The 18,621-nt window shown below is 42.0% G+C and carries 20 protein-coding genes and 1 other RNA gene; 7 read left to right on the top strand and 14 right to left on the bottom strand.

All coding sequences use genetic code 11. The features are described from left to right. Positions 1-88: 88 nt before the first annotated feature. Together LLY41_RS11560 and LLY41_RS11555 are read right to left on the bottom strand one after the other, a co-directional pair. Entirely contained in the window at positions 89-556 is a 468-nt protein-coding gene (locus LLY41_RS11560; protein ID WP_304585425.1) for a hypothetical protein, read from the bottom strand. A gap of 79 nt (positions 557-635) precedes the next feature. Then, complete coding sequence (locus tag LLY41_RS11555) at positions 636-1,352, bottom strand: sulfite exporter TauE/SafE family protein (RefSeq protein ID WP_304585424.1); 717 nt, start codon at positions 1,350-1,352, stop codon at positions 636-638. A gap of 111 nt (positions 1,353-1,463) precedes the next feature. Here LLY41_RS11555 and LLY41_RS11550 point away from each other — a divergent pair, with 111 nt between their 5' ends. The 4 genes from LLY41_RS11550 (at position 1,464) to LLY41_RS11535 (ending at position 5,947) form a co-directional block, all read left to right on the top strand. Beyond that, a complete protein-coding gene (locus tag LLY41_RS11550) occupies positions 1,464-2,159 on the top strand; it encodes a response regulator transcription factor (protein ID WP_304585423.1) in 696 nt (231 codons plus the stop codon). Then, positions 2,152-3,156, top strand: coding sequence for a sensor histidine kinase (locus tag LLY41_RS11545; protein WP_304585422.1), 1,005 nt, complete (start codon positions 2,152-2,154; stop codon positions 3,154-3,156). The genes LLY41_RS11550 and LLY41_RS11545 overlap by 8 nt, the downstream gene beginning before the upstream one ends. A 99-nt stretch (positions 3,157-3,255) precedes the next feature. Beyond that, positions 3,256-4,017, top strand: a complete 762-nt coding sequence (locus LLY41_RS11540; RefSeq protein WP_095243024.1) for an ABC transporter ATP-binding protein — start codon at positions 3,256-3,258, stop codon at positions 4,015-4,017. Continuing rightward, positions 4,007-5,947, top strand: coding sequence for an ABC transporter permease (locus LLY41_RS11535; RefSeq protein WP_304585421.1), 1,941 nt, complete (start codon positions 4,007-4,009; stop codon positions 5,945-5,947). Before LLY41_RS11540 ends, LLY41_RS11535 begins: the two co-directional genes overlap by 11 nt. A 225-nt stretch (positions 5,948-6,172) precedes the next feature. Here the strand turns inward: LLY41_RS11535 and LLY41_RS11530 are convergent, their stop codons facing one another. The 3 genes from LLY41_RS11530 to nagB are packed head-to-tail and all read right to left on the bottom strand — an operon-like array spanning position 6,173 to position 7,867. Next, positions 6,173-6,373 carry an aspartyl-phosphate phosphatase Spo0E family protein gene (locus LLY41_RS11530; RefSeq protein WP_142301760.1) on the bottom strand — a complete coding sequence of 67 codons (201 nt, stop codon included), beginning with the start codon at positions 6,371-6,373 and terminating at the stop codon, positions 6,173-6,175. 4 nt (positions 6,374-6,377) lie between these two features. Next, a complete protein-coding gene (locus LLY41_RS11525) occupies positions 6,378-7,115 on the bottom strand; it encodes an SIS domain-containing protein (protein ID WP_304585420.1) in 738 nt (245 codons plus the stop codon). Positions 7,116-7,129: 14 nt separating this feature from the next. Next, on the bottom strand, positions 7,130-7,867 hold the full coding sequence (gene nagB / locus LLY41_RS11520) for a glucosamine-6-phosphate deaminase (protein WP_304588033.1): 738 nt from the start codon (positions 7,865-7,867) through the stop codon (positions 7,130-7,132). 276 nt (positions 7,868-8,143) lie between these two features. On the opposite strand from nagB, the gene nagE reads away from it, so the two are divergent. Continuing rightward, positions 8,144-9,520, top strand: coding sequence for an N-acetylglucosamine-specific PTS transporter subunit IIBC (nagE, locus tag LLY41_RS11515; protein WP_304585419.1), 1,377 nt, complete (start codon positions 8,144-8,146; stop codon positions 9,518-9,520). 42 nt (positions 9,521-9,562) lie between these two features. Here the strand turns inward: nagE and chbG are convergent, their stop codons facing one another. From chbG to LLY41_RS11490, 5 genes are all read right to left on the bottom strand, one after another. After that, positions 9,563-10,261: a chitin disaccharide deacetylase gene (chbG, locus tag LLY41_RS11510; protein ID WP_095243030.1), complete on the bottom strand. Its 699-nt coding sequence runs from the start codon at positions 10,259-10,261 to the stop codon at positions 9,563-9,565. A 61-nt stretch (positions 10,262-10,322) separates the two neighbouring features. Continuing rightward, entirely contained in the window at positions 10,323-11,645 is a 1,323-nt protein-coding gene (locus tag LLY41_RS11505) for a 6-phospho-beta-glucosidase (protein ID WP_304585418.1), read from the bottom strand. 13 nt (positions 11,646-11,658) lie between these two features. Then, a complete protein-coding gene (locus tag LLY41_RS11500; RefSeq protein WP_304585417.1) occupies positions 11,659-11,973 on the bottom strand; it encodes a PTS sugar transporter subunit IIA in 315 nt (104 codons plus the stop codon). 11 nt (positions 11,974-11,984) lie between these two features. Beyond that, positions 11,985-13,319: a PTS sugar transporter subunit IIC gene (locus LLY41_RS11495; RefSeq protein ID WP_095243033.1), complete on the bottom strand. Its 1,335-nt coding sequence runs from the start codon at positions 13,317-13,319 to the stop codon at positions 11,985-11,987. 2 nt (positions 13,320-13,321) lie between these two features. After that, the gene (locus tag LLY41_RS11490; RefSeq protein ID WP_095243034.1) at positions 13,322-13,627 is read right to left on the bottom strand and encodes a PTS sugar transporter subunit IIB; all 306 of its coding nucleotides are present in this window, start codon (positions 13,625-13,627) and stop codon (positions 13,322-13,324) included. 276 nt (positions 13,628-13,903) lie between these two features. On the opposite strand from LLY41_RS11490, the gene LLY41_RS11485 reads away from it, so the two are divergent. Further along, positions 13,904-14,635 (top strand): GntR family transcriptional regulator, encoded by a 732-nt coding sequence (locus tag LLY41_RS11485; protein WP_304585416.1) that lies wholly within the window; start codon positions 13,904-13,906, stop codon positions 14,633-14,635. A 384-nt stretch (positions 14,636-15,019) separates the two neighbouring features. On the opposite strand, the gene LLY41_RS11480 is transcribed toward LLY41_RS11485, so the two are convergent. Then, on the bottom strand, positions 15,020-15,718 hold the full coding sequence (locus LLY41_RS11480; RefSeq protein ID WP_304585415.1) for a class I SAM-dependent methyltransferase: 699 nt from the start codon (positions 15,716-15,718) through the stop codon (positions 15,020-15,022). Positions 15,719-16,062: 344 nt separating this feature from the next. On the opposite strand from LLY41_RS11480, the gene LLY41_RS11475 reads away from it, so the two are divergent. Beyond that, positions 16,063-16,338 carry a YqhV family protein gene (locus LLY41_RS11475; RefSeq protein ID WP_095243037.1) on the top strand — a complete coding sequence of 92 codons (276 nt, stop codon included), beginning with the start codon at positions 16,063-16,065 and terminating at the stop codon, positions 16,336-16,338. A 16-nt stretch (positions 16,339-16,354) separates the two neighbouring features. Here the strand turns inward: LLY41_RS11475 and LLY41_RS11470 are convergent, their stop codons facing one another. The 3 genes from LLY41_RS11470 to LLY41_RS11460 all read right to left on the bottom strand — a co-directional run bounded on the left by LLY41_RS11470 (position 16,355) and on the right by LLY41_RS11460 (position 18,505). Next, positions 16,355-17,065 carry a polysaccharide deacetylase family protein gene (locus LLY41_RS11470; protein ID WP_304585414.1) on the bottom strand — a complete coding sequence of 237 codons (711 nt, stop codon included), beginning with the start codon at positions 17,063-17,065 and terminating at the stop codon, positions 16,355-16,357. Between the two features lie 91 nt (positions 17,066-17,156). Then, positions 17,157-17,352, bottom strand: a non-coding RNA gene (ssrS, locus tag LLY41_RS11465) — 6S RNA. A 280-nt stretch (positions 17,353-17,632) separates the two neighbouring features. Next, positions 17,633-18,505, bottom strand: a complete 873-nt coding sequence (locus tag LLY41_RS11460; RefSeq protein ID WP_304585413.1) for a LysM peptidoglycan-binding domain-containing protein — start codon at positions 18,503-18,505, stop codon at positions 17,633-17,635. Positions 18,506-18,621 lie beyond the last annotated feature (116 nt).

Below are 18,621 nucleotides of genomic sequence, written 5' to 3'. Positions count from 1 at the left end.
ACCTTATAACTCTGCGGTACAAAAGGCTTTTTAAATTACCCCAAATGGATAGCCTTTTTCCACTGTGCCAAAATCAGTTTTTAAAATATTAATATAGCTTTGAGCTCCTCATAGCTGAAAAAATACCAAAAACCACTGCTGCGATTTGCGATAAGAAAAAGGTATAAACATTAAAATAAAGACTATTAGTGTATTGATTGAACCAGCCAAAACGGTAAATTCTTGATTCCGGGTTATCCGGTTTTCCTCCAAGAGCCATGATCAGTTCACTTGTGTAATCATAAATTCCGATCATCAGCAAAGCACTGACAGCAAGCGAAAGCAGCAAAAGTCCTATAGCAATTTTGTTATTTTTCAATAGTGTTGCTTTTGCCCGTTTAAAAGTATAAACCCAACTGGAAATAAAGACAGGTGTAAAAAGAAAAATTATGAGGATGCCTAAATTTCCATTGCCGGAAACCACATGGGGCTTTACCGTAAATACATGTTCTATAAGGTAAAAACCAAGGAATGAAAACAGGAAGCACAGAATCCAATAAATCATTTTTTTATTCAAGATCAGACACCCTTTTCATGGTTCAATTAATACTAATTAGCACTTTTATTAGCCCCGTCTTTAATTGCGTCCCCGCATTCTACCTTACACTCGCAGCCAGCAGGTAAATCCCTGTAAAAAACAATATAATATATGTAAAAAACTTAAAAAACCGCTGATTGATTTTGACAAATAAAATTTGTCCCAGATATAGACCCAGCAGCACCAGGGGCAAAGCATACAAGCTTGAAAGCCAAATCGTCTTATTGGTTCCTGCAAAGATGATCTGAACTACCAGACTGGCCGAGTAGATAAACAAGTAAAAAGCCAAAGTGGTTCCCCTAAGCCGCTCTTTTTCGGTATCCGTTCCTGAAAAATACAACAGAAGCGGCGGGCCGGGCATGCCAATGCTGGTTGTCATGATTCCTGACAATCCGCCCACTGAATAATCCCTCCGGCTTGTTTCTTTCACACGGAAATTCGCCATCAAAAGGAGTGTTAAAAGCAAAATAATGAAACTGACAGCTACCTTCAGCCGGGAAATGTCCAAAAATAAAAAAATGGCAATACCGATGGGCAGCCCGGCTGAACTGCCAATTGCGAACCTTTTCAAAACTCCGAAGTCTGTATCCTTCTTGATTTTAGAAAATAAGGCAGCTGAAATACTAAAAGATAAAAACAAATTGATTTGAATGGCTTCTCTTGGCTCAAAAAGCATCAGCAAAAACGGTGTGGCCAGGATTGAGAAGCCAAATCCCGTGCTTGTCTGCATAATAGATGCAATTAAAATAATAAGGATAAAAAGAAAGATTTCCATGTTCAAAACCTGCTTTTTACCCTATTTTACCACAGCCCGGAATCGTTCTGGCACACCTTCAGCTTTTCCTATACAATAATGGAAGGAATATGCAAAAGTGTGGTGAGCAAATTGTTTAAAGTGCTTTTAATTGAGGATGATGCCTCCCTTTTTACTGAAATCAAAGACCGGCTTTCCCAGTGGTCTTATGAAGTTCATGGAATTCAGGATTTCAGTGATGTTATGAAGGAGTTTGCCGGCATTCAGCCAGATTTGGTCATTATTGATATCCAGCTTCCTAAGTTCGACGGGTTTCATTGGTGCCGGATGATCCGTTCACATTCGAATGTGCCGATCATTTTTCTGTCATCCCGTGATCACCCCTCAGACCAGGTCATGTCCATGCAACTTGGCGCGGACGATTTTGTCCAAAAGCCCTTTCACTTCGAAGTTCTGATTGCCAAAATACAGGCAATCCTTAGACGTGTCTACAACTATAGTGCCGTTCAAAATAACCTGAAGACCTGGTGCGGTGCGGCGGTTGATTTCGAAAAGAATACCGTAACAAATGAGAATGGTTCCATAGAATTAACGAAAAATGAAATTTACATTTTAAAGCTTCTAATAGAAAGAAAAAATCAAATAGTCACCCGGGATGAGATTATTAATAGCCTATGGGATGACAAGCGATTCATTAGTGATAATACTCTGACCGTGAATGTTAACAGACTAAGGAAAAAGCTTGAAGAACTTGGGCTTGGCACCAGGATCGAAACAAAGGTCGGCCAGGGTTATATGGCAATTGAAGAGGAAGCCCCGCATGTTTAGGAAATATATCAGGGAGCGGTTAAGCTGGATCCTGTTGTTCAGTTTCCTTCAGGTGCTTGCTGCCTTTGTCGTATATATCGATTCAGCCATATCCCTTAAGCCCTTCCTTTATTACACCTTTTTATCTGCCATTATTTTTACTGGGTTCATTTTTCTCCGTTATCAAAAAGAAACACGATTTTACAGAGAAGTAGCCGAGCGGGAAGATAATTTAGATCTGTCAAGCATACCAGAGTCTGTAAGTCCCTTTGAAAAAATAATAGAATCGGGCCTGGTTAGCCAAACCGAGCGGTTTAAACAGGAGTACACCCGGAATTGGACACTGCTCGAGCAGGAAAAAGATGAACTGCTCTCCTGGATTCATGAGGTTAAAACACCCTTGACTGCCTTGCATCTCATGATTGACCGGATCGAGGATCAGAACCTTAAATCCGCGCTGACGTACGAATGGCTGCGCATCCACCTTCTTCTGGATCAGCAGCTGCATCAAAAGCGGATTCCTTCTATGGAAAATGACCTGTATATTGAAATAGTTAATCTTGAAGGTATCCTATTTAGTGAGATCAAATCTCTGCAGTCCTGGTGCATGCAAAAAGGCATTGGCTTTGAAATGGAAATGGAAGAAATGGAAGCCATGAGCGACGCCAAATGGCTAAGCTTTATCATTCGCCAGCTTTTAACTAACGCTGTAAAGTATAGTGAGGACTCAGACATTTTGATTTCATGCTCCAGTCATGACGGTAAAATATCCTTGAGGATACAGGATTTTGGCAGAGGCATTGATCCGAGAGATTTGCCGTGGATCTTTGAGAAGGGATTCACCTCTACTGCCAATCATCATGAAAACGCAGCAACTGGCATGGGGTTATATTTAGCCAAAAAAGCAGCAGACCAGCTGAAAATACAAATCCATGCGGAGTCTTTTTTAAACAAAGGCACCATCATGACACTTGTCTTCCCAACCCGCAATGATTTCAACAGCATAACAGGCATGTGACAAAAATGTCACATGCTTTTGCTGTTTGTTCGTTCAATCGAAGGAATTACATAAATGTAACCTTCTATACTAAAGCTATCAAAGAAAGGATGGTTGCACATGACTGTACTTGAAGCCAAAAAAATTCATAAAAGCTACGGCAATAAATTTAATAGGCAGGAAGTATTAAAAGGAATTGATTTGAAGATTGAAACCGGTGAATTTGTAAGCATTATGGGCGCTTCCGGTTCAGGGAAGACCACACTTCTCAATGTGCTCTCGTCTATTGACAGTGCAAGCGGCGGAGAAATCAACATTGAAGGAAAGGAAATGACAAGGCTGAAGGAAAAACAGCTCGCTGAGTTCCGCAAGAAGCATCTCGGATTTATCTTTCAGGAATATAATCTCCTTGATACCTTGACAGTGAAGGAAAATATCCTTCTTCCGCTTTCCATCAGCAAAACACCAAAAAAAGAGGCCGATGAAAAGTTTGCAGCGGTGGCGGCTGAGCTTGGTATTTTAGAGTTAAAGGATAAATATCCGAATGAAATTTCCGGCGGGCAAAAGCAGCGCACTTCTGCAGCTCGTGCGTATATTCATGAGCCAAGCATCATTTTCGCTGATGAGCCGACAGGTGCGCTCGATTCGAAATCAGCTTCAGACTTATTAAATAAGTTAAGTGATTTAAATCAGAAAAGGAAAGCAACGATTATCATGGTCACCCATGATCCGGTGGCTGCCAGCTTCTGCAGCCGGGTTATTTTTATCAAGGATGGCCAGATCTATACGCAGCTTAATAAAGGTGATCAATCAAGACAGGCTTTTTTCAAGGATATTATGAAAACACAAGGTGTTTTGGGCGGTGTGCAGCATGAGCATTAATACCATCATTCTCCGCAATCTGAAAAAGAATCTGAAACATTATTATCTCTATGTGTTTGCGCTCATTTTCAGTGTTGCTCTCTATTTTGCCTTTGTCACCCTTCAATATGACCCATCGATGACTGAAGCAAAGGGCTCTATTAAAGGGGCGGCTGCGATCAAAACAGCCTCCATCCTTCTTGTTGCGATTGTTTCTATCTTTCTTTTGTACGCCAACACTATTTTTATTAAAAGGCGGAGCAAGGAAATTGGGCTGTTTCAGCTGATCGGAATGACCAAGAATGAAATCTTCAGGCTGCTTAGTCTGGAAAATCTTACCTTGTATTTTGGATCCTTGGTCATTGGAATCTTTATCGGCTTTTCGGTTTCAAAATTGATACTAATGGTTCTTTTTAAATTAACAGGTGTTGAGGGAGTAGCATCCTTGCATTTTTCAAGTGAGGCGCTTTTGCAGACTGTCATCGTCTTTACGGTAATTTATGTTTTCATCATGCTTATGAACTTTGTATTTATCAAGAGGCAAACCATTCTATCTTTATTCAGGGTGGTATCGGTTGCCGAGGGAAAAGTGAAAAAGCTGTCCATTTGGGAAATGATCCTGGGCGTTCTTGGTTTAGCCCTGATCATTGCCGGCTATTACATCTCTTCCCTTTTATTTGGCGGGGATTTCACATCCATGAATCAGTTGTTTATGGCGATGGTTTTCATCCTTGCTTCCGTTATCATTGGAACCTATCTTTTCTACAAAGGATCTGTCAGCTTTGTCGCAAGCCTGATCCGCAATAAGAAGGACGGATACCTGAATGTAAATGAAGTACTTTCACTGTCCTCCATCATGTTCCGAATGAAGTCGAGTGCACTGCTTTTAACGATTATTACAACTGTGTCCGCCCTTGCAATCGGGCTGCTGTCTTTAAGCTATATTTCCTACTACTCAGCGGAAAAATCAGCTCAGGATAGCCTCCCCTCCCACTTTTCGTTCACAAGCCGGGAGGATGCAGATAAGTTTGCGAACAGGCTTGAAGAAAATGGATTAGGCTATAAGGAACAACGCATTGAGGTATTGCAGGTGAATGCTGATATGGAGGACATTCTGGATGTCAATCTGGAAGAAATGAATTTTGATTCGCCAACCATGCTTTTGCCGGTTGTAAGCGAAAAGTCCATACCTGGCATGGAACTTTCCCCTAAAGAAACCGTGCTTACTGGATATAATGATGCACTCCAGAAGTTCATGACGCTGAAGGACTCAGGAAAACTTGATTTCAAGGGAAAAACAAATACCATTAAACAAAATTATATAGGGCTATATAAAGACTTTGTCATCCCGTTTTATTTTACAGCAGGCGGGCTGCCGGTGGCCATTGTGGATGAGAAGGTGTATGAAGAGCTGAAAGCTGACCTTGATCCTGAAATCCAACTGGAGAATTCGCTATTCATCGGGGTGGATTTGAAGAATGAAAGCGATATGGTGACAGCCAATGCACTTTTTAAAGAGATGGAGTTCAGCGGCAGAGCCGATTCACAGCTGGAGATGAGCACAAGTCAAAAAATGAATATGGGGTTAGTCATGTTTATTGTCGGCTTTCTCGGCTTGACCTTCCTTGTCACTTCAGGCTGCATCCTCTATTTCAAACAAATGGATCAGAGTGAGGATGAAAAACCAAACTATACGATCTTGAGAAAGCTTGGCTTCACACAGGGAGACCTGCTGCGCGGAATTCGATCCAAAATGGCATTCAACTTTGGAATTCCGCTGGTGGTCGGCCTTCTGCACAGCTACTTTGCCGTAAAATCAGGCTGGTTCTTCTTCGGCAGTGAGCTTTGGATGCCGATGATCCTGGTTATGGTGCTTTACACCGTGCTTTATTCGATTTTCGGAATACTGTCAGTGATGTATTCGAAAAAAGTGATAAAGGATGCACTTTAGGACGGAAAAACCGCTCAGGTATGATAGCCTGAGCGGTTTTTATGTGTTGGAATTTGGCTTCGTTATCGAGTTTGAATGGCTTATTTGCGGGTTTTCTATGTCTATTTGCAAGTTTTCCCAGGCTATTTGCAAATTGGTCCTTGCTGGTCTTCAGAATTTCTTTTTATTTGCAGGTCTTCCCACTCTATTTGCAAGTTTTCCAGTTTATTTGCAGGTTTGACCAGGCTATTTGCAAATCACCTTATTTATTTGCAATTTCTTCATATCTATTTGCAAATTGGCCTCTCGTTTCATTCGCTGTGATTCAATAATTAACTTATCCAACTCCTGGCTTAATTTCAAGGTCTCTTCATCTGTCAGTCCCTTGGAATATATGCTTTGAATCATTGCCTGCCTACTCTGTTCAATTGCCTCTGTAAAATCCATTCCGTTATCCTTCCAGAAGCGGAATTCGGGATTTATATCTTTTCACCAGCTCGCTGTTATGCTGGTCTGCTCCATCTACATTTCCACTTTTAAATATCGGCGGTTCGAACCCGTTTTCAATCATCACATCCACTGCTTCCACCATCAGGCTGTTTACAATCGCAAAGCCAATTATAGATGAGGCGGAGCCGAAGCTAATCCCCAAAGCTGGGTGCTGCATTAATGCGTCCCCTGGCTCGATATGGTTGTCAATCGCCAGGTTCACTGATGAAAACAGATACTTTCCATCATTATGGCGGGAGGACTGCGTTTCAGCATAGAGCGGGGAAGTTATCCCAATCACGTATGCCCCCCTGGATTTAGAGATTTCAGCTACATCCACCGGTACTGGATTCCGTCCTGAAGTGGAAGCCACAATCACAATATCATTCGGCCGGATATCAGCATTTTCCATGAATCCTCCGGCAAAATTGTTTTCTTTTTCCAAGGAAGAAGAACGGACTGCGCCCTTATGCAGCATTAAATCCTCAACAAAAATGGGTTTAATGGGAGCAAGACCGCCTGCACGGTAAAACAGCTCTTCGGCGAGCATATGTGAATGCCCGCAGCCAAACACATGTATAATTCCATTGTTTTGGATAGACTCAGCCACTGCATGGGCTGCTTTCTTCATTTTTTGTCCCTCTTCTTTTTCCACCAGTGACAATAATTCTTTTATGTCATTTAGATATTTCTCCAGCATATTTCCTACCCCATTTATATCCTGACTTTGGATGCGCTTAGTGCTGCTTCGTCTGCAATCACTTTTACATTCGGATGATTTCTTAATACTGATGCAGGAAACTGCTCATTAACTCCATTTCCAAGAAGCTGCCCAATGGCATCGGCTTTTGCTTCACCTGAAGCAAGCAGGAGAATCTCCCTGCTCTGCATGATCGTAGCGATTCCCATGGTAATGGCTTGGGTCGGCACCTCTTCAATCGTATTAAAAAACCTGGCATTGGCTTTAATAGTTGAGTCTGCTAAATCAACGATATGAGTTTTAGATGAAAAAGATGTGCCAGGCTCATTAAAGCCAATGTGTCCATTATTGCCGATCCCCAAAATCTGCAGATCAATCCCGCCGTGGTTTTTAAGCTTACTCTCATAATTTCTGCATTCTGCTTCCAAATCCCCGGCCGTACCGCTTGGGACAAAAGTATTTTCCTTACGAATGTCGAGATGGTCAAACAATTGAGAATCCATAAAATATCGGTAGCTTTGCGGGTTTTCTCCAGAAAGGCCGATATATTCATCCAAATTAAAGGTAGTAACCTTTTTATATGATGTCCCGTTATCCTTATAATCTTCAATCAATCGTTTATATGTTCCCACAGGTGTGCTCCCGGTTGCCAATCCGAACGTCGCTTCTGGAAATTGGCGGACCATCCTGATGATGTACTCCGCTGCGGTTTTACTCATTTCTTCATAGTTGTTTACTTTGATGATCTCCATCATGAGTTCCTCCCTGCAAAAAAGCTGAATAAGTATATATTTGCACTAATGAAGGCAAAATATTGGAATCAATTATACCCATTTATAATTCTTATCGTACCACCACAAAGTATAGTTGTCTATACCAATTTAATCACTAAAGAAAACCTTATTTTAAAATGTAATAACTTTTTCTTTTGAAAATGGTATAGACAACTATATTTATATTTTGGTATGATTACGACAGTTTAGTAAAACGCTTTCTTATTCATTATTTTTTATTAAGGAGAGATCAATATGTTAGGATTCTTACAACGAATTGGTAAGGCATTAATGCTTCCTATTGCCGTCCTGCCTGCGGCTGGTCTTTTGCTCCGCTTTGGACAGGATGATTTATTGGGTATTCCGTTCATCGCCAATGCCGGCAATGCCATTTTCGCAAACCTGGCACTTATTTTTGCCATTGGGGTTGCGATGGGATTTGCGAAGGATAATAATGGGGCTGCTGCCCTTTCCGGTGCCATCGGTTTTCTGGTGCTGACCGAGGGTGCAATTGCCATCGATGAAAATATCAATATGGGAGTACTCGGCGGTATTATTGCCGGTATTATAGCCGGGTTATTATATAACCGGTTCCATGATATCAAGCTTCCGGATTGGCTCGGATTCTTCAGCGGACGCCGCTTTGTTCCGATTATTACATCCGTAACTATGATTTTGCTTGCTGCAATCGCAGGGTTTGCCTGGCCTCCAATTCAGGGTGCGATCGATGCACTGGGCAATTGGATTATTGGCCTTGGGGCTTTGGGTTCAGGTATATTCGGCTTTATGAACCGTCTTTTAATTCCATTGGGTCTGCATCATGTATTGAACAGTTTATTCTGGTTCCAGTTCGGAGAATTTGAAGGAGTTAATGGAGATATAGCCCGCTTCTTCGCAGGAGATCCATCAGCTGGCGCTTATATGACTGGATTCTTCCCAGTGATGATGTTCGGTCTTCCGGCTGCCGCATTTGCGATCATTGCAACAGCTAAGCCTGAAAAAAGAAAAGCGGTATCCGGAATGTTCATCGGTCTTGCACTGACTTCATTCCTGACTGGTATTACAGAGCCGATTGAGTTCTCCTTTATGTTTATCGCACCTCTATTATATGGAGTGCATGCCATCTTAACCGGGGTTTCCATGTGGGTAACATCCTTACTTGGCATACGAGATGGATTCACATTCTCAGCAGGCGCGCTCGATTTTGCACTGAACTTTAATATCGCTGAAAAGCCGATGCTGCTATTGGGAATTGGCGTCATCTACGCTATTCTGTACTTCGTTATCTTCTATGCCCTAATTAAAGCATTAGACCTGAAAACGCCTGGCCGTGAAGAGGACGAAGATATCGTGGAAGATGAAGATGCACATGTCTCAACCGGCAACAACAAGTATGAAGTTATGGCCAGCCAATTTATTAAAGATATTGGCGGTACTGACAACATTACTTCTATTGATAACTGTGCAACACGCCTTCGCTTAACCATTGCTGATATGGAAAAAGTAAAGGAAAGCGCACTGAAAGCACATGGTGCAAAAGGAATCATGAAATTAAGCAAGACGAATCTGCAGATCATTGTTGGAACAGACGTTGAGTTTGTTGCAGATGAGATGAAGAAAATAAAGAAGTAATTGACTGAAAACCCAGTGTCCCTTGTTGACACTGGGTTTTTATTAGATCAGCTTAATATTAGACGGAAGTTTTGCAGTGCAGAGTATATCGAGCTCCTTTAAACGCATTAAATTATAAGAAGAACCCTCCATCAGCAATTGATCTGCAAATGCCGGATGGCACATGACTTCCACCGTTTCCCCGTCTTCAGCCTTTTCTGCAAGAGTGATGAAATAGTCTTCCTGAATGCCATCTCCGTAAAAATCCAATAAGCACCTGTCCGTATGGCTCTTGACCCCTTCAAGCGCAAAATCGCCATTTACTCTGAAAGGGAGACCGTACTTTTTGGACAGGTATTGTACTACTGGGAGAAACTCATCCCGTGTATGAACGTGGTGATGGCTATCCAGGTGGGAAGGGGTAAGACCTGCCCCGATAAACCGGTCAATTTGTGCAGACCACTCCCGCTCCAGTTCTTCAAGAGAGATTCCCTCCAACTCCCCCTGCGATCTGAAGTATCCATCTTTTTTAGTTAAAGTAATTATATCTGATAATAACGGCTTCCCGCATGTGAGGACTAAATGGACGCCGGTTCGTAATCTCGGATATTTTTTAGCCATAGAAAGGGCCTGCTCCGTTCCAGCCATATTCATCATCATAGTGGCGGAATTGACTATCCCATATAAATAGCTGTGCAAAATCCCATAATTGACGCCGGGGCTATAGCCGAAATCATCAGCATTGACGATGAGGTTTATCATGGTTTTTTCCTCCGATTACTAAACAACAAGGCAGCATGAAAATAATGCTGCCCTGCAAATTTTATTGAAATTGCGGCAAATAGGAACGATGGGCTTCGAGCATTTCATCAAGAATTTTTTTCGCTATCACGTCTGAACCCACCAGTGGATTGATTGTCAGTGCCAGTAATGCAGTATTGTAATCACCTGTAAGGGCCGCTTCTATGGTCACCCTTTCAAAGGATTTAATGGATTGAACCAGCCCTCTGACTGCTACTGGAAGTTCCCCAACCGCTATTGGCTTAGGTCCGTCTTTCGTTATAATACAGCTGACTTCCACGGCTGAATCTGACGGAAGGCCAGCAATAGCACCATTATTCCGGGTGTTAACCGGCTGTATATCCCTTTTATCTGTATAAATCGAGTGAATGAGTCTGCATGCTGCATCACTGTAATAAGCCCCTCCCCTTTTTTCAAGCTGGGGAGGCTTTTCAGCAAGGTTGGGATTCTGATATAACTGGAATAGCTCTTCCTCCAGCTTTTTAACCACTTCAGCCCGGGTTCCGCCTTCTGATGCGGCATTGATTTCTTCTTCTACCATTTCGCGCGTCTTATAATAATAATTATGGTAAGGACATGGAAGCACATTTAAGGCCTGCAGGAATTCCGGCTCCCATCCCATAGCATGGATGTTTTTCATGGTGATTGATTTTTCTTTGTCTGTAAGCTTCTTCAGCAGTTCATCCATAACGCTTACTCCATCAACATAGACATCAAGGCCGTAGACCAGGTGATTGAGTCCTGCAAAATCGATCCTTACTCTGCTGTGATCCACATTCAATAACTGAGCTGCCCCCATCTCCATCCCAATAGGCACATTGCATAAACCAACTATTTTTTTGATATTGCTGTATCGCAATACTGCTTCTGTAATGATTCCTGCGGGATTGGTAAAATTGATGAGCCATGCATTAGGGCACAATACTTCCATTTCACGGCAGATCTCCATTATGACGGGAATGGTTCTGAGTGCCTTAAAGAATCCTCCCGGGCCATTGGTTTCCTGGCCCAGGACTCCATATTTCAGCGGAATTCTCTCGTCTTTCGCTCTTGCATCCAGAAGACCGACACGAAATTGGGTTGTAACAAAATCGGCATTTTCAAGCGCTTCTTTCCTATTTAAAGTGAGGTGAATCTGAATAGGAACTCCGGCTTTTTCTACCATTCGCTTTGCTAATTGGCCGACAATCTCCAGCTTATTTCGTCCTTCCTCCACATCCACTAGCCAAATTTTCCTGACAGGCAATTCCTGCTGTCTTTTGATAAAGCCCTCGATTAATTCAGGTGTATAGCTTGAACCTCCGCCAATCACGGCTATTTTAATACCTTCTGGTTGCTGTGCCATTCTGTTACCTCTCTTAGTCTAATTTCTTGTATAAGTCGATGAATTCCTGTGCCATATCTTTGACAGTCAATGCATTCATCAAATGATCCTGGGCATGGACAAGAATGATGGGCAGATCGAATTGAGCCCCGGAAGCCTCTCCCTGAATTAACTCCGTTTGATGTCTGTGTGCCAGCACAAACTCCTCCTCGGCTTCCCGGATTTTAACTTCAGCGGCTTCGAGCTTTCCTGACTTTGCTTCCCGGATGGATTCCATGGCAAGACTTCGGGCATTCCCGCTGTGCAGAATAAGCTGAAATGAGATTTGATAGAGCTTTTCTTTATCCATTTATAACCCGCCTAACCTTGAATTGTTGGTGACTGTTCCGGCTGCACCTGCTTCTTCTTCTTTTCATCCAATTTTCCTGTTATATAGACAAATGGAAGATAAATCACAATAGAAATCGTTAAATTTACAAGTGCCAGCACTGCACCGGAGACATGTCCTCCTGTCGCAAGGTAGCCTCCAATTCCTGCCGGTGTTACCCAAGGGATGCTTGCCACTACGACCGGATAAACCAGGCCCCATTTAATGGCCAGATACGCCACAACCGTCATGATGACTGGTGCAGAAACAAACGGAATCAGCCAGATTGGATTTAACACAATTGGAAGTCCGAATAATAATGGTTCATTGATTTGAAAAATTCCAGGCGGCGTTCCCAATGCAAGCAGCTGCTTGTGCCTCTTTCGTCCTGCAATAAACATGGAAATGATAAGTCCAAGAGTTGCTCCTGAGCCGCCCAGATAGACGAAGGCATCCAGAAATGGGCCTGCCATAATGGCATACTGATCCAGATCCGTCACTCCCTGAGCATATAAATCGGTATTTTTGGTTCCGAGAGATGTAAATAATGGCGTTGTAACACCCCCAAGAATGTTAGGACCATGAAGGCCAACCGACCAAAAACCGTGGACAAGAAAGACAATAAGGATCGCAAATGGCAGTGAATCGGCAGCATTTGTCAATGGTGCTACAAGTGTTGTATTCAGCCAGTCATTCAAAAATTCCCCATCTGTCATTTTTCTGAACAGAAGACCAGCCACTCCAAATACGAAAATCGTCAGCATGCCCGGCACCAGTTTGGCAAAAGCCCCTGAAACGGCAGGAGGAACTCCATCCGGAAGTTTGATAATAAAGGCTTTCACCTTTGTAAGACGGATAAATAATTCAGTTGCAAGAAGAGCTACTACAATCCCGGTAAATAGAGCTGTAGCGTTAAAATATCCATAGCCAATGAACCCCCAGACACCTTCTGTTTCCGGCACCTGGCCTACTTGAGGAACTAAGAGGAAGAAACAGGCTGCGGCAACCAGCATTGCCTCAAAACCATCGTCCCCATACGATTTGGCAAGCCTGTGGGAAATGCCAAACACGGCGAATATGGTTAAGAAGGCAAAGGTACCCCACCAGATATCTCCGCCAAGTGTTTTCCAAGATTCGCCGAAAATACTTTCCATGAGTCTGCCGTATGGCTTAATGATTTCCCCCAAATTATTAAACAGAACAGCAAATGATCCTACCATTGTGATGGCGATCATCCCGATCAAAGCATCCCGGATAGCAAGCAAATGCCTGTTATTGCCGAATTTCATAGCATAAGGCATGATATATTTCTCAATAAACGTCATCATCACTATTCACCCTTTATTAATGAAATAGCTTGCTTTAATACTTCCTCGCCATTGCATAAGCCATAATGCATCGGATTTATGGGAGCTACAGGAATTCGGCCTCCTGCTTCCTTCTTTAATTGCTCGGTCATAAACCGAATCTGCGGTCCCAGCAGCAATACATCTGCAGAATCAATATGCCTTCGAACCTCCCCGTTGCCAACAGCCCAAATTTTACAGTCGATACCCTGGCTTTTAGCACTTGCCTCCATTTTTGTCACCAGGAGACTTGTAGACATTCCAGCCGAACAGCATAATAAAATATTCATGATTGCCCCCCTCTTTTTAAGCGATTACAGAATAAATGATTGCTTATCCTAATAATAACGACAATTAAACAGATTATTCAGTCAATTTTGATCGTGATGGTTTCCTTTTTGAAGTCATCACCCCTTCAATATCCTATGCCTTAAACTAATTGTAATGACAAATATATATTTATTCAATACCTTTTATATAATTTGTTATTACAAATTTAATTTTAATTGATATAACAACATGATTTATGAAATAATAGAATGAAGAACAGAGTAGGAGGAACGGGTATGAAAGACGGTTTCACCGAGGAAAGTGCCCTGCACTTAAAGGTCAAAGAAAGCATACTTGAACTTATTAGAAACGGAGAATACAAGCCGGATACAAAATTGCCGACAGAAGCGGAGTTTTGTGAAAAATACGGAGTCAGCCGGACAACTATTAGAACAGCACTCCAGCAGCTGAGCACAGAAGGCCATATTTACCGCCAGCAAGGCAGAGGCACATTTGTATCAAGCAATAAAGTAAAGCAGCGCCTGACTTCTACAGTCGAAAACTTTTCAAAGCAAATGGCAATGCAGGGAAAGAATCCGCTCATAAAAGTCATAAACCTGGAAGTCATCCCTGCCGATTCCTTCTTAGCAGATGTCTTTGACCTGTCAGAAGGTGATCCGGTTAATGTTCTCGAACGGATCAGGTACGCTGATGAAGAGCCCCTTCAATATGAAAAAGCCTTCCTGCCATGGAAAAAGACCCCCAGCTTGAACCGGCAGGCCTGTGAAAAATCCTTATACCATTTGCTGCAGACACAATATAGTTTAAAAATCAAAAAAACTGTGGAGCATTTAGAAATTGGGTATCCCGAAGAAGAAATTAGTGAACTGCTAAAAATCAAACCTGAAACACCGTGTTTCTCTCTTGAGACCTATGCCCATATTGAGGACGGAAGCTTAATCGAGTATTCCAAAACGATGTTCCGCGGGGATTATGCTCATTTTATTATTGAACGGAATTATGAATAATAGATGGACTGAAAATGCCAGCCGATTTTGGAGGTTCTGACTCAGTCTCCAGGATTTCCACTTTTTGTGTCAGAAGTTGGACCGGGTTCTGACTCTATGACAGTGATTTCCGCTTTTTGTGTCAGAAGTTGACCCAGGTTCTGACTCTAGCAGCGCGGTTTCTGCTTTTTGTGTCAGAAGTTGGCCCGGGTTCTGACTGTATGACAGGGATCTCCGCTTTTTGTGTCCGAAGTTGGCCCGGGTTCTGACTGTAGGACAGGGATTTCTGCTTTTTGTGTCCGAAGTTGATCCAGGTTCTGACTCTGCCTCACTTTGAAATCTGAATTCCCAATCAGGATTATAGCGGGTAACAGTCACTTTCCTGGTCATGTTGTCCTCCCGAATTTATCTTAAGCTCATCAAACACGCCCATAAAAAATTTTCCCCGAATAGATCATTGGGCTGCTGCATTTTTTTCATCGTTCTAAGCTTCAGAAAATGGAAGTCATCTTGAAAGATCTCTTTCAATCGTTCTTCCGTATATCCGATGCCTCCCTTTAGGCTGCCAATGCGATACACCTCCCAGTCCGGCGTGGGAAGTGCTCCATCGGGATTAAAGCATACCAGCCCAAATTTTCCTCCAGGCTTTAGTGCAGCTTTGATTATTTCCAGGTATGTAAGCCTTCTATGCGGCGGAAGGTGATGAAACATGCCGCTGTCATAAATAAAATCATAGCTTTGAGGTTCAAAATGAAAGTCGAATAGAGATATACATTCAAAATTAATTTCCACCTGTGCTTCATTTGCTCTTTCACCTGCCCATTTGATCGCCCTTTCGGAAAAATCGATGGCATCCACTTGTACCCCATTCTTTGCCAGAAATATGGCATTCCTTCCAGGGCCGCATCCAATTTCCATCACCTTCCCCGCGTGCAGGCCATTTTGCATATACTCAAAAAGATTTTCATCCGGTCCTTTTACTTTGAAAAATGGAATCTCTTTGTCCCGGTCTTCGTAGAAGTTTTCCCAGAATATTTTTGGTTCTCTTAACAATCCATCCAGCATTTCCAATAAGTCATTATGACTTAAAATAGCTTTTTCCATAGCCATCCTCCCCCTTTCTTTTATTTTACTTAAACCCTAATGGGAAAGGATTACAGCAGCGTTAAGAATAGATTATTTAAGTAAAAGCTCTAGGTATATTTTGCATTATTCTTCCATCTGGGATTCCTGAAAATGGGTATTTTTAAGTTTTATAGTATAAGAAATACTAAAGTCTTAAAGCAAAGAGAATTACTTCCAGACGCATCCTAGGGGCTCTGGATAAACATCCATTCATTGCTTTTTGTAATATTTGTAACACTTAAGAAATATATTCTTTTGAAAACTTGTCCTTCATTTCGGTCAGCTCTCATATAATGACGACAAGAAGGTTTAGGAGGTACGTGATGTTCCTGTTTCTTGATAAAGCAATTCTCGGTATGGCCATTCTGCGCCTTATTTCCGGAAGCATTGAAATTTTTGTGGCACTATTAATCTTAAAAATGAATGATATCGAAAAAGCCTTGATTATGAATAGTTCACTGGCCCTTATTGGACCGCCTGTGCTTCTCCTGACGACAGTCATTGGATTGACCGGAATGGCTGATAAAGTTTCATTAAGCAAGATCCTGTGGGTGATTTGCGGGGTTGGCTGCATTCTGTATGGGGTTAAAGGGAGATAGAGCTGCATAGACAGCTCTATTTTTGATGTTTCAGCAAGTCCGAAACGGTGGTCATTTGGTATCCTTGCTCTTTTAATGAAGCAATTATTTTCTTAACAGATTTCAGAGACTCATCCCGGCTTTCATACATGACATGAAGAAGAATGATGGAGCCTGGTTCTATATTTTCCTCTACATACTCCGTGATTTTATCTGCATCCCCTTCTATGTCCGGAAAACTTTCAGGCTCGATATTCCACAAAACCGTTTTTCGCTCCTGTTTAGACAAGTAGTAAGGCAGGAGAAATAACTTTTTCCCGTATGGAGGACGAAAATGAATTTCTCCTTTATAGCCTGTCTGCCTGATTAAATCATCTGTTTTCTCAATTTCTTCTTTGATAAAAGTGGGAGATTTTAATACCATACGTGAATGAGAGTAGGAATGATTGCCGATTTCATGCCCTTCTCCCACAATTTTTTTCGCATCTTCCATATGATGTTCAATCTCTTTTCCTGTTAAATAGAAAGTGGCTTTAACATCCTCTTCCCGTAAAATTGTTAAGATTTCATCAGTATTAACGTCAGGTCCATCATCAAAAGTCACGGCTACAACTTTGTCCTCTGTTTCTGCTTTATTAACAAGGCCGCCGAAAAACTGAAAGTTCCTGGACTTCGATACTTCAAAGAGCAAAAAGGCAATTCCTAATAGCAAGATAATCCATAGGATAATTTTAAGCAGTTTTTTCATTTTTCCTCCTAATGCTTTAGTTACAGAGTAATTATAATTTAAATACGTAAAAAAACCAGCCCCCGATTGGAAACTGGTTTGATAACATAAGTATGTAGCCGCTTTTGCCGTAACTGGTATAAGAAAGTTTTAAACCACCACTCCTCAAAGTGGGTGTTCGCAGAAACATTCCTGTCTGTCCTCCTTGTCATATAGACGGAGGCTTGTCATTCCTGTTCCGATGTTAAACTCCCTATTTCAGCTTAAAGGTTAAAACTTTAGTAAGATTACGTACAATGCAGCTTGTTTTATTATAATAATATAATTTGCTGGGTGTTTCAATAGAAGTTTCTTCCTGTCCCCGATTAATCTATGTAAAACGTTTGATGTCAGTGTACTATTTAACTATATTATTTTTTTCCTAGATATAAGAAATCATGGAATTCCTATTATAGCTTTATTTCGATTTTAGCGACCTTCCTGCTCACACGCGGAATAATGGGTGTGATTAGTAAATCTTCGGAAAAGCAAAGAACCCCAGCTCCAAAACACTAATTGGAGCCAGGGTTTAAAGCCGCCGCGTCAGTTTTAACGATCGGTTATTTCCAAAAACTGAACAGTTGCTTGATCCCTATCAATCCGGACTTTGAGTTCAAAATCATCAAGCTGGTAGGTTAACTCTTCACACTTGGCTGATTCGTAACAAGTCACCGTTTCTGTTTTGTTAGCTTCGCCATACAATTTAACTGCTTCTGCCTTAGTAAAGGGAAGAGCAGGGAACAGACGCGGGCTTAAATATTCCGGATATACAGAAAGGCTGCCAATTGAACCATCCTTCATATTTAAGGTTGCTCTTACACCGGCACCATCAGCCTGGTAGTAAAGGCTTTTAATATTGAGCTGAGTCTCAGTCTTTTTTGGCTTGCCCATTCTCGCTAAGATATCATCATAGTCATCTCCAGGCTTTAAGCCAAAAATATGAAGCTCACCGCTGGAAAGAATGAAGGCATCTTTAATTCCTGCTTTTTTGACTGCCTCCAGCTGCTTCACAGCATTCCTCCTGTCCTTAAAAGCACCTGCCTGCACACGGTAATATGTTTTGTCATCAATGACAGCCGTGGTAATTGCCGCTGGAATTTGTTTTTCCTCCAGCAAGTCTGCCCGCTTTTCCGCATTCTCTTTTTTGCTGAAAGAACCGGCAATAATCTTATGATATAAAGCCTCCTCTCCGGATAGAATGAGACGCTGACCGGGATAGATGGTCGTACCTGTTAAATCATTCAGCTCCTTAATCTGCGTCACACTCAGATGATGCTTCTTAGACAGGGAATATAAAGTATCCCCTTTTTTGACCACAGCTATTTCTTTATCGCCGCTGTGGTCCGCTAAAACTGATCCCCCTGAAAAAATAACTGCCAGAGATAAGACTCCTGCTGCAATTGCCTGTTTGATTTTCTTCATTAAATTCACCTCACTATATATGACGTAGGGAAATAATGGATGTCGCAGAGGGACGAGCCTATTTTAGAAATTGGGCAGCATGGCTGCTATCGTTTTTTCAATTCCATTTCCAAACA

Origin of the sequence: Cytobacillus firmus (assembly GCF_023612095.1) — a bacterium.
Taxonomy (GTDB): domain Bacteria; phylum Bacillota; class Bacilli; order Bacillales; family Cytobacillaceae; genus Cytobacillus.
Note: the sequence above shows the minus strand (reverse complement) of the source record. Positions and strands in the feature narration are given on the sequence as shown.

What these genes read in the sequence shown, in the direction of transcription:
- LLY41_RS11495 (WP_095243033.1), bottom strand. Translation starts at nt 13,319, where the DNA reads ATGATGACGTTTATTGAGAAATATATCATGCCTTATGCTATGAAATTC.
- LLY41_RS11505 (WP_304585418.1), bottom strand. Translation starts at nt 11,645, where the DNA reads ATGGCACAGCAACCAGAAGGTATTAAAATAGCCGTGATTGGCGGAGGT.
- LLY41_RS11470 (WP_304585414.1), bottom strand. Translation starts at nt 17,065, where the DNA reads ATGAAAAAACTGCTTAAAATTATCCTATGGATTATCTTGCTATTAGGA.
- LLY41_RS11475 (WP_095243037.1), top strand. Translation starts at nt 16,063, where the DNA reads ATGTTCCTGTTTCTTGATAAAGCAATTCTCGGTATGGCCATTCTGCGC.
- LLY41_RS11485 (WP_304585416.1), top strand. Translation starts at nt 13,904, where the DNA reads ATGAAAGACGGTTTCACCGAGGAAAGTGCCCTGCACTTAAAGGTCAAA.
- nagE (WP_304585419.1), top strand. Translation starts at nt 8,144, where the DNA reads ATGTTAGGATTCTTACAACGAATTGGTAAGGCATTAATGCTTCCTATT.
- LLY41_RS11480 (WP_304585415.1), bottom strand. Translation starts at nt 15,718, where the DNA reads ATGGAAAAAGCTATTTTAAGTCATAATGACTTATTGGAAATGCTGGAT.
- LLY41_RS11535 (WP_304585421.1), top strand. Translation starts at nt 4,007, where the DNA reads ATGAGCATTAATACCATCATTCTCCGCAATCTGAAAAAGAATCTGAAA.
- LLY41_RS11525 (WP_304585420.1), bottom strand. Translation starts at nt 7,115, where the DNA reads ATGCTGGAGAAATATCTAAATGACATAAAAGAATTATTGTCACTGGTG.
- LLY41_RS11460 (WP_304585413.1), bottom strand. Translation starts at nt 18,505, where the DNA reads ATGAAGAAAATCAAACAGGCAATTGCAGCAGGAGTCTTATCTCTGGCA.
- LLY41_RS11555 (WP_304585424.1), bottom strand. Translation starts at nt 1,352, where the DNA reads ATGGAAATCTTTCTTTTTATCCTTATTATTTTAATTGCATCTATTATG.
- LLY41_RS11500 (WP_304585417.1), bottom strand. Translation starts at nt 11,973, where the DNA reads ATGGATAAAGAAAAGCTCTATCAAATCTCATTTCAGCTTATTCTGCAC.
- LLY41_RS11545 (WP_304585422.1), top strand. Translation starts at nt 2,152, where the DNA reads ATGTTTAGGAAATATATCAGGGAGCGGTTAAGCTGGATCCTGTTGTTC.
- chbG (WP_095243030.1), bottom strand. Translation starts at nt 10,261, where the DNA reads ATGATAAACCTCATCGTCAATGCTGATGATTTCGGCTATAGCCCCGGC.
- LLY41_RS11490 (WP_095243034.1), bottom strand. Translation starts at nt 13,627, where the DNA reads ATGAATATTTTATTATGCTGTTCGGCTGGAATGTCTACAAGTCTCCTG.
- nagB (WP_304588033.1), bottom strand. Translation starts at nt 7,867, where the DNA reads ATGGAGATCATCAAAGTAAACAACTATGAAGAAATGAGTAAAACCGCA.
- LLY41_RS11530 (WP_142301760.1), bottom strand. Translation starts at nt 6,373, where the DNA reads ATGGATTTTACAGAGGCAATTGAACAGAGTAGGCAGGCAATGATTCAA.
- LLY41_RS11540 (WP_095243024.1), top strand. Translation starts at nt 3,256, where the DNA reads ATGACTGTACTTGAAGCCAAAAAAATTCATAAAAGCTACGGCAATAAA.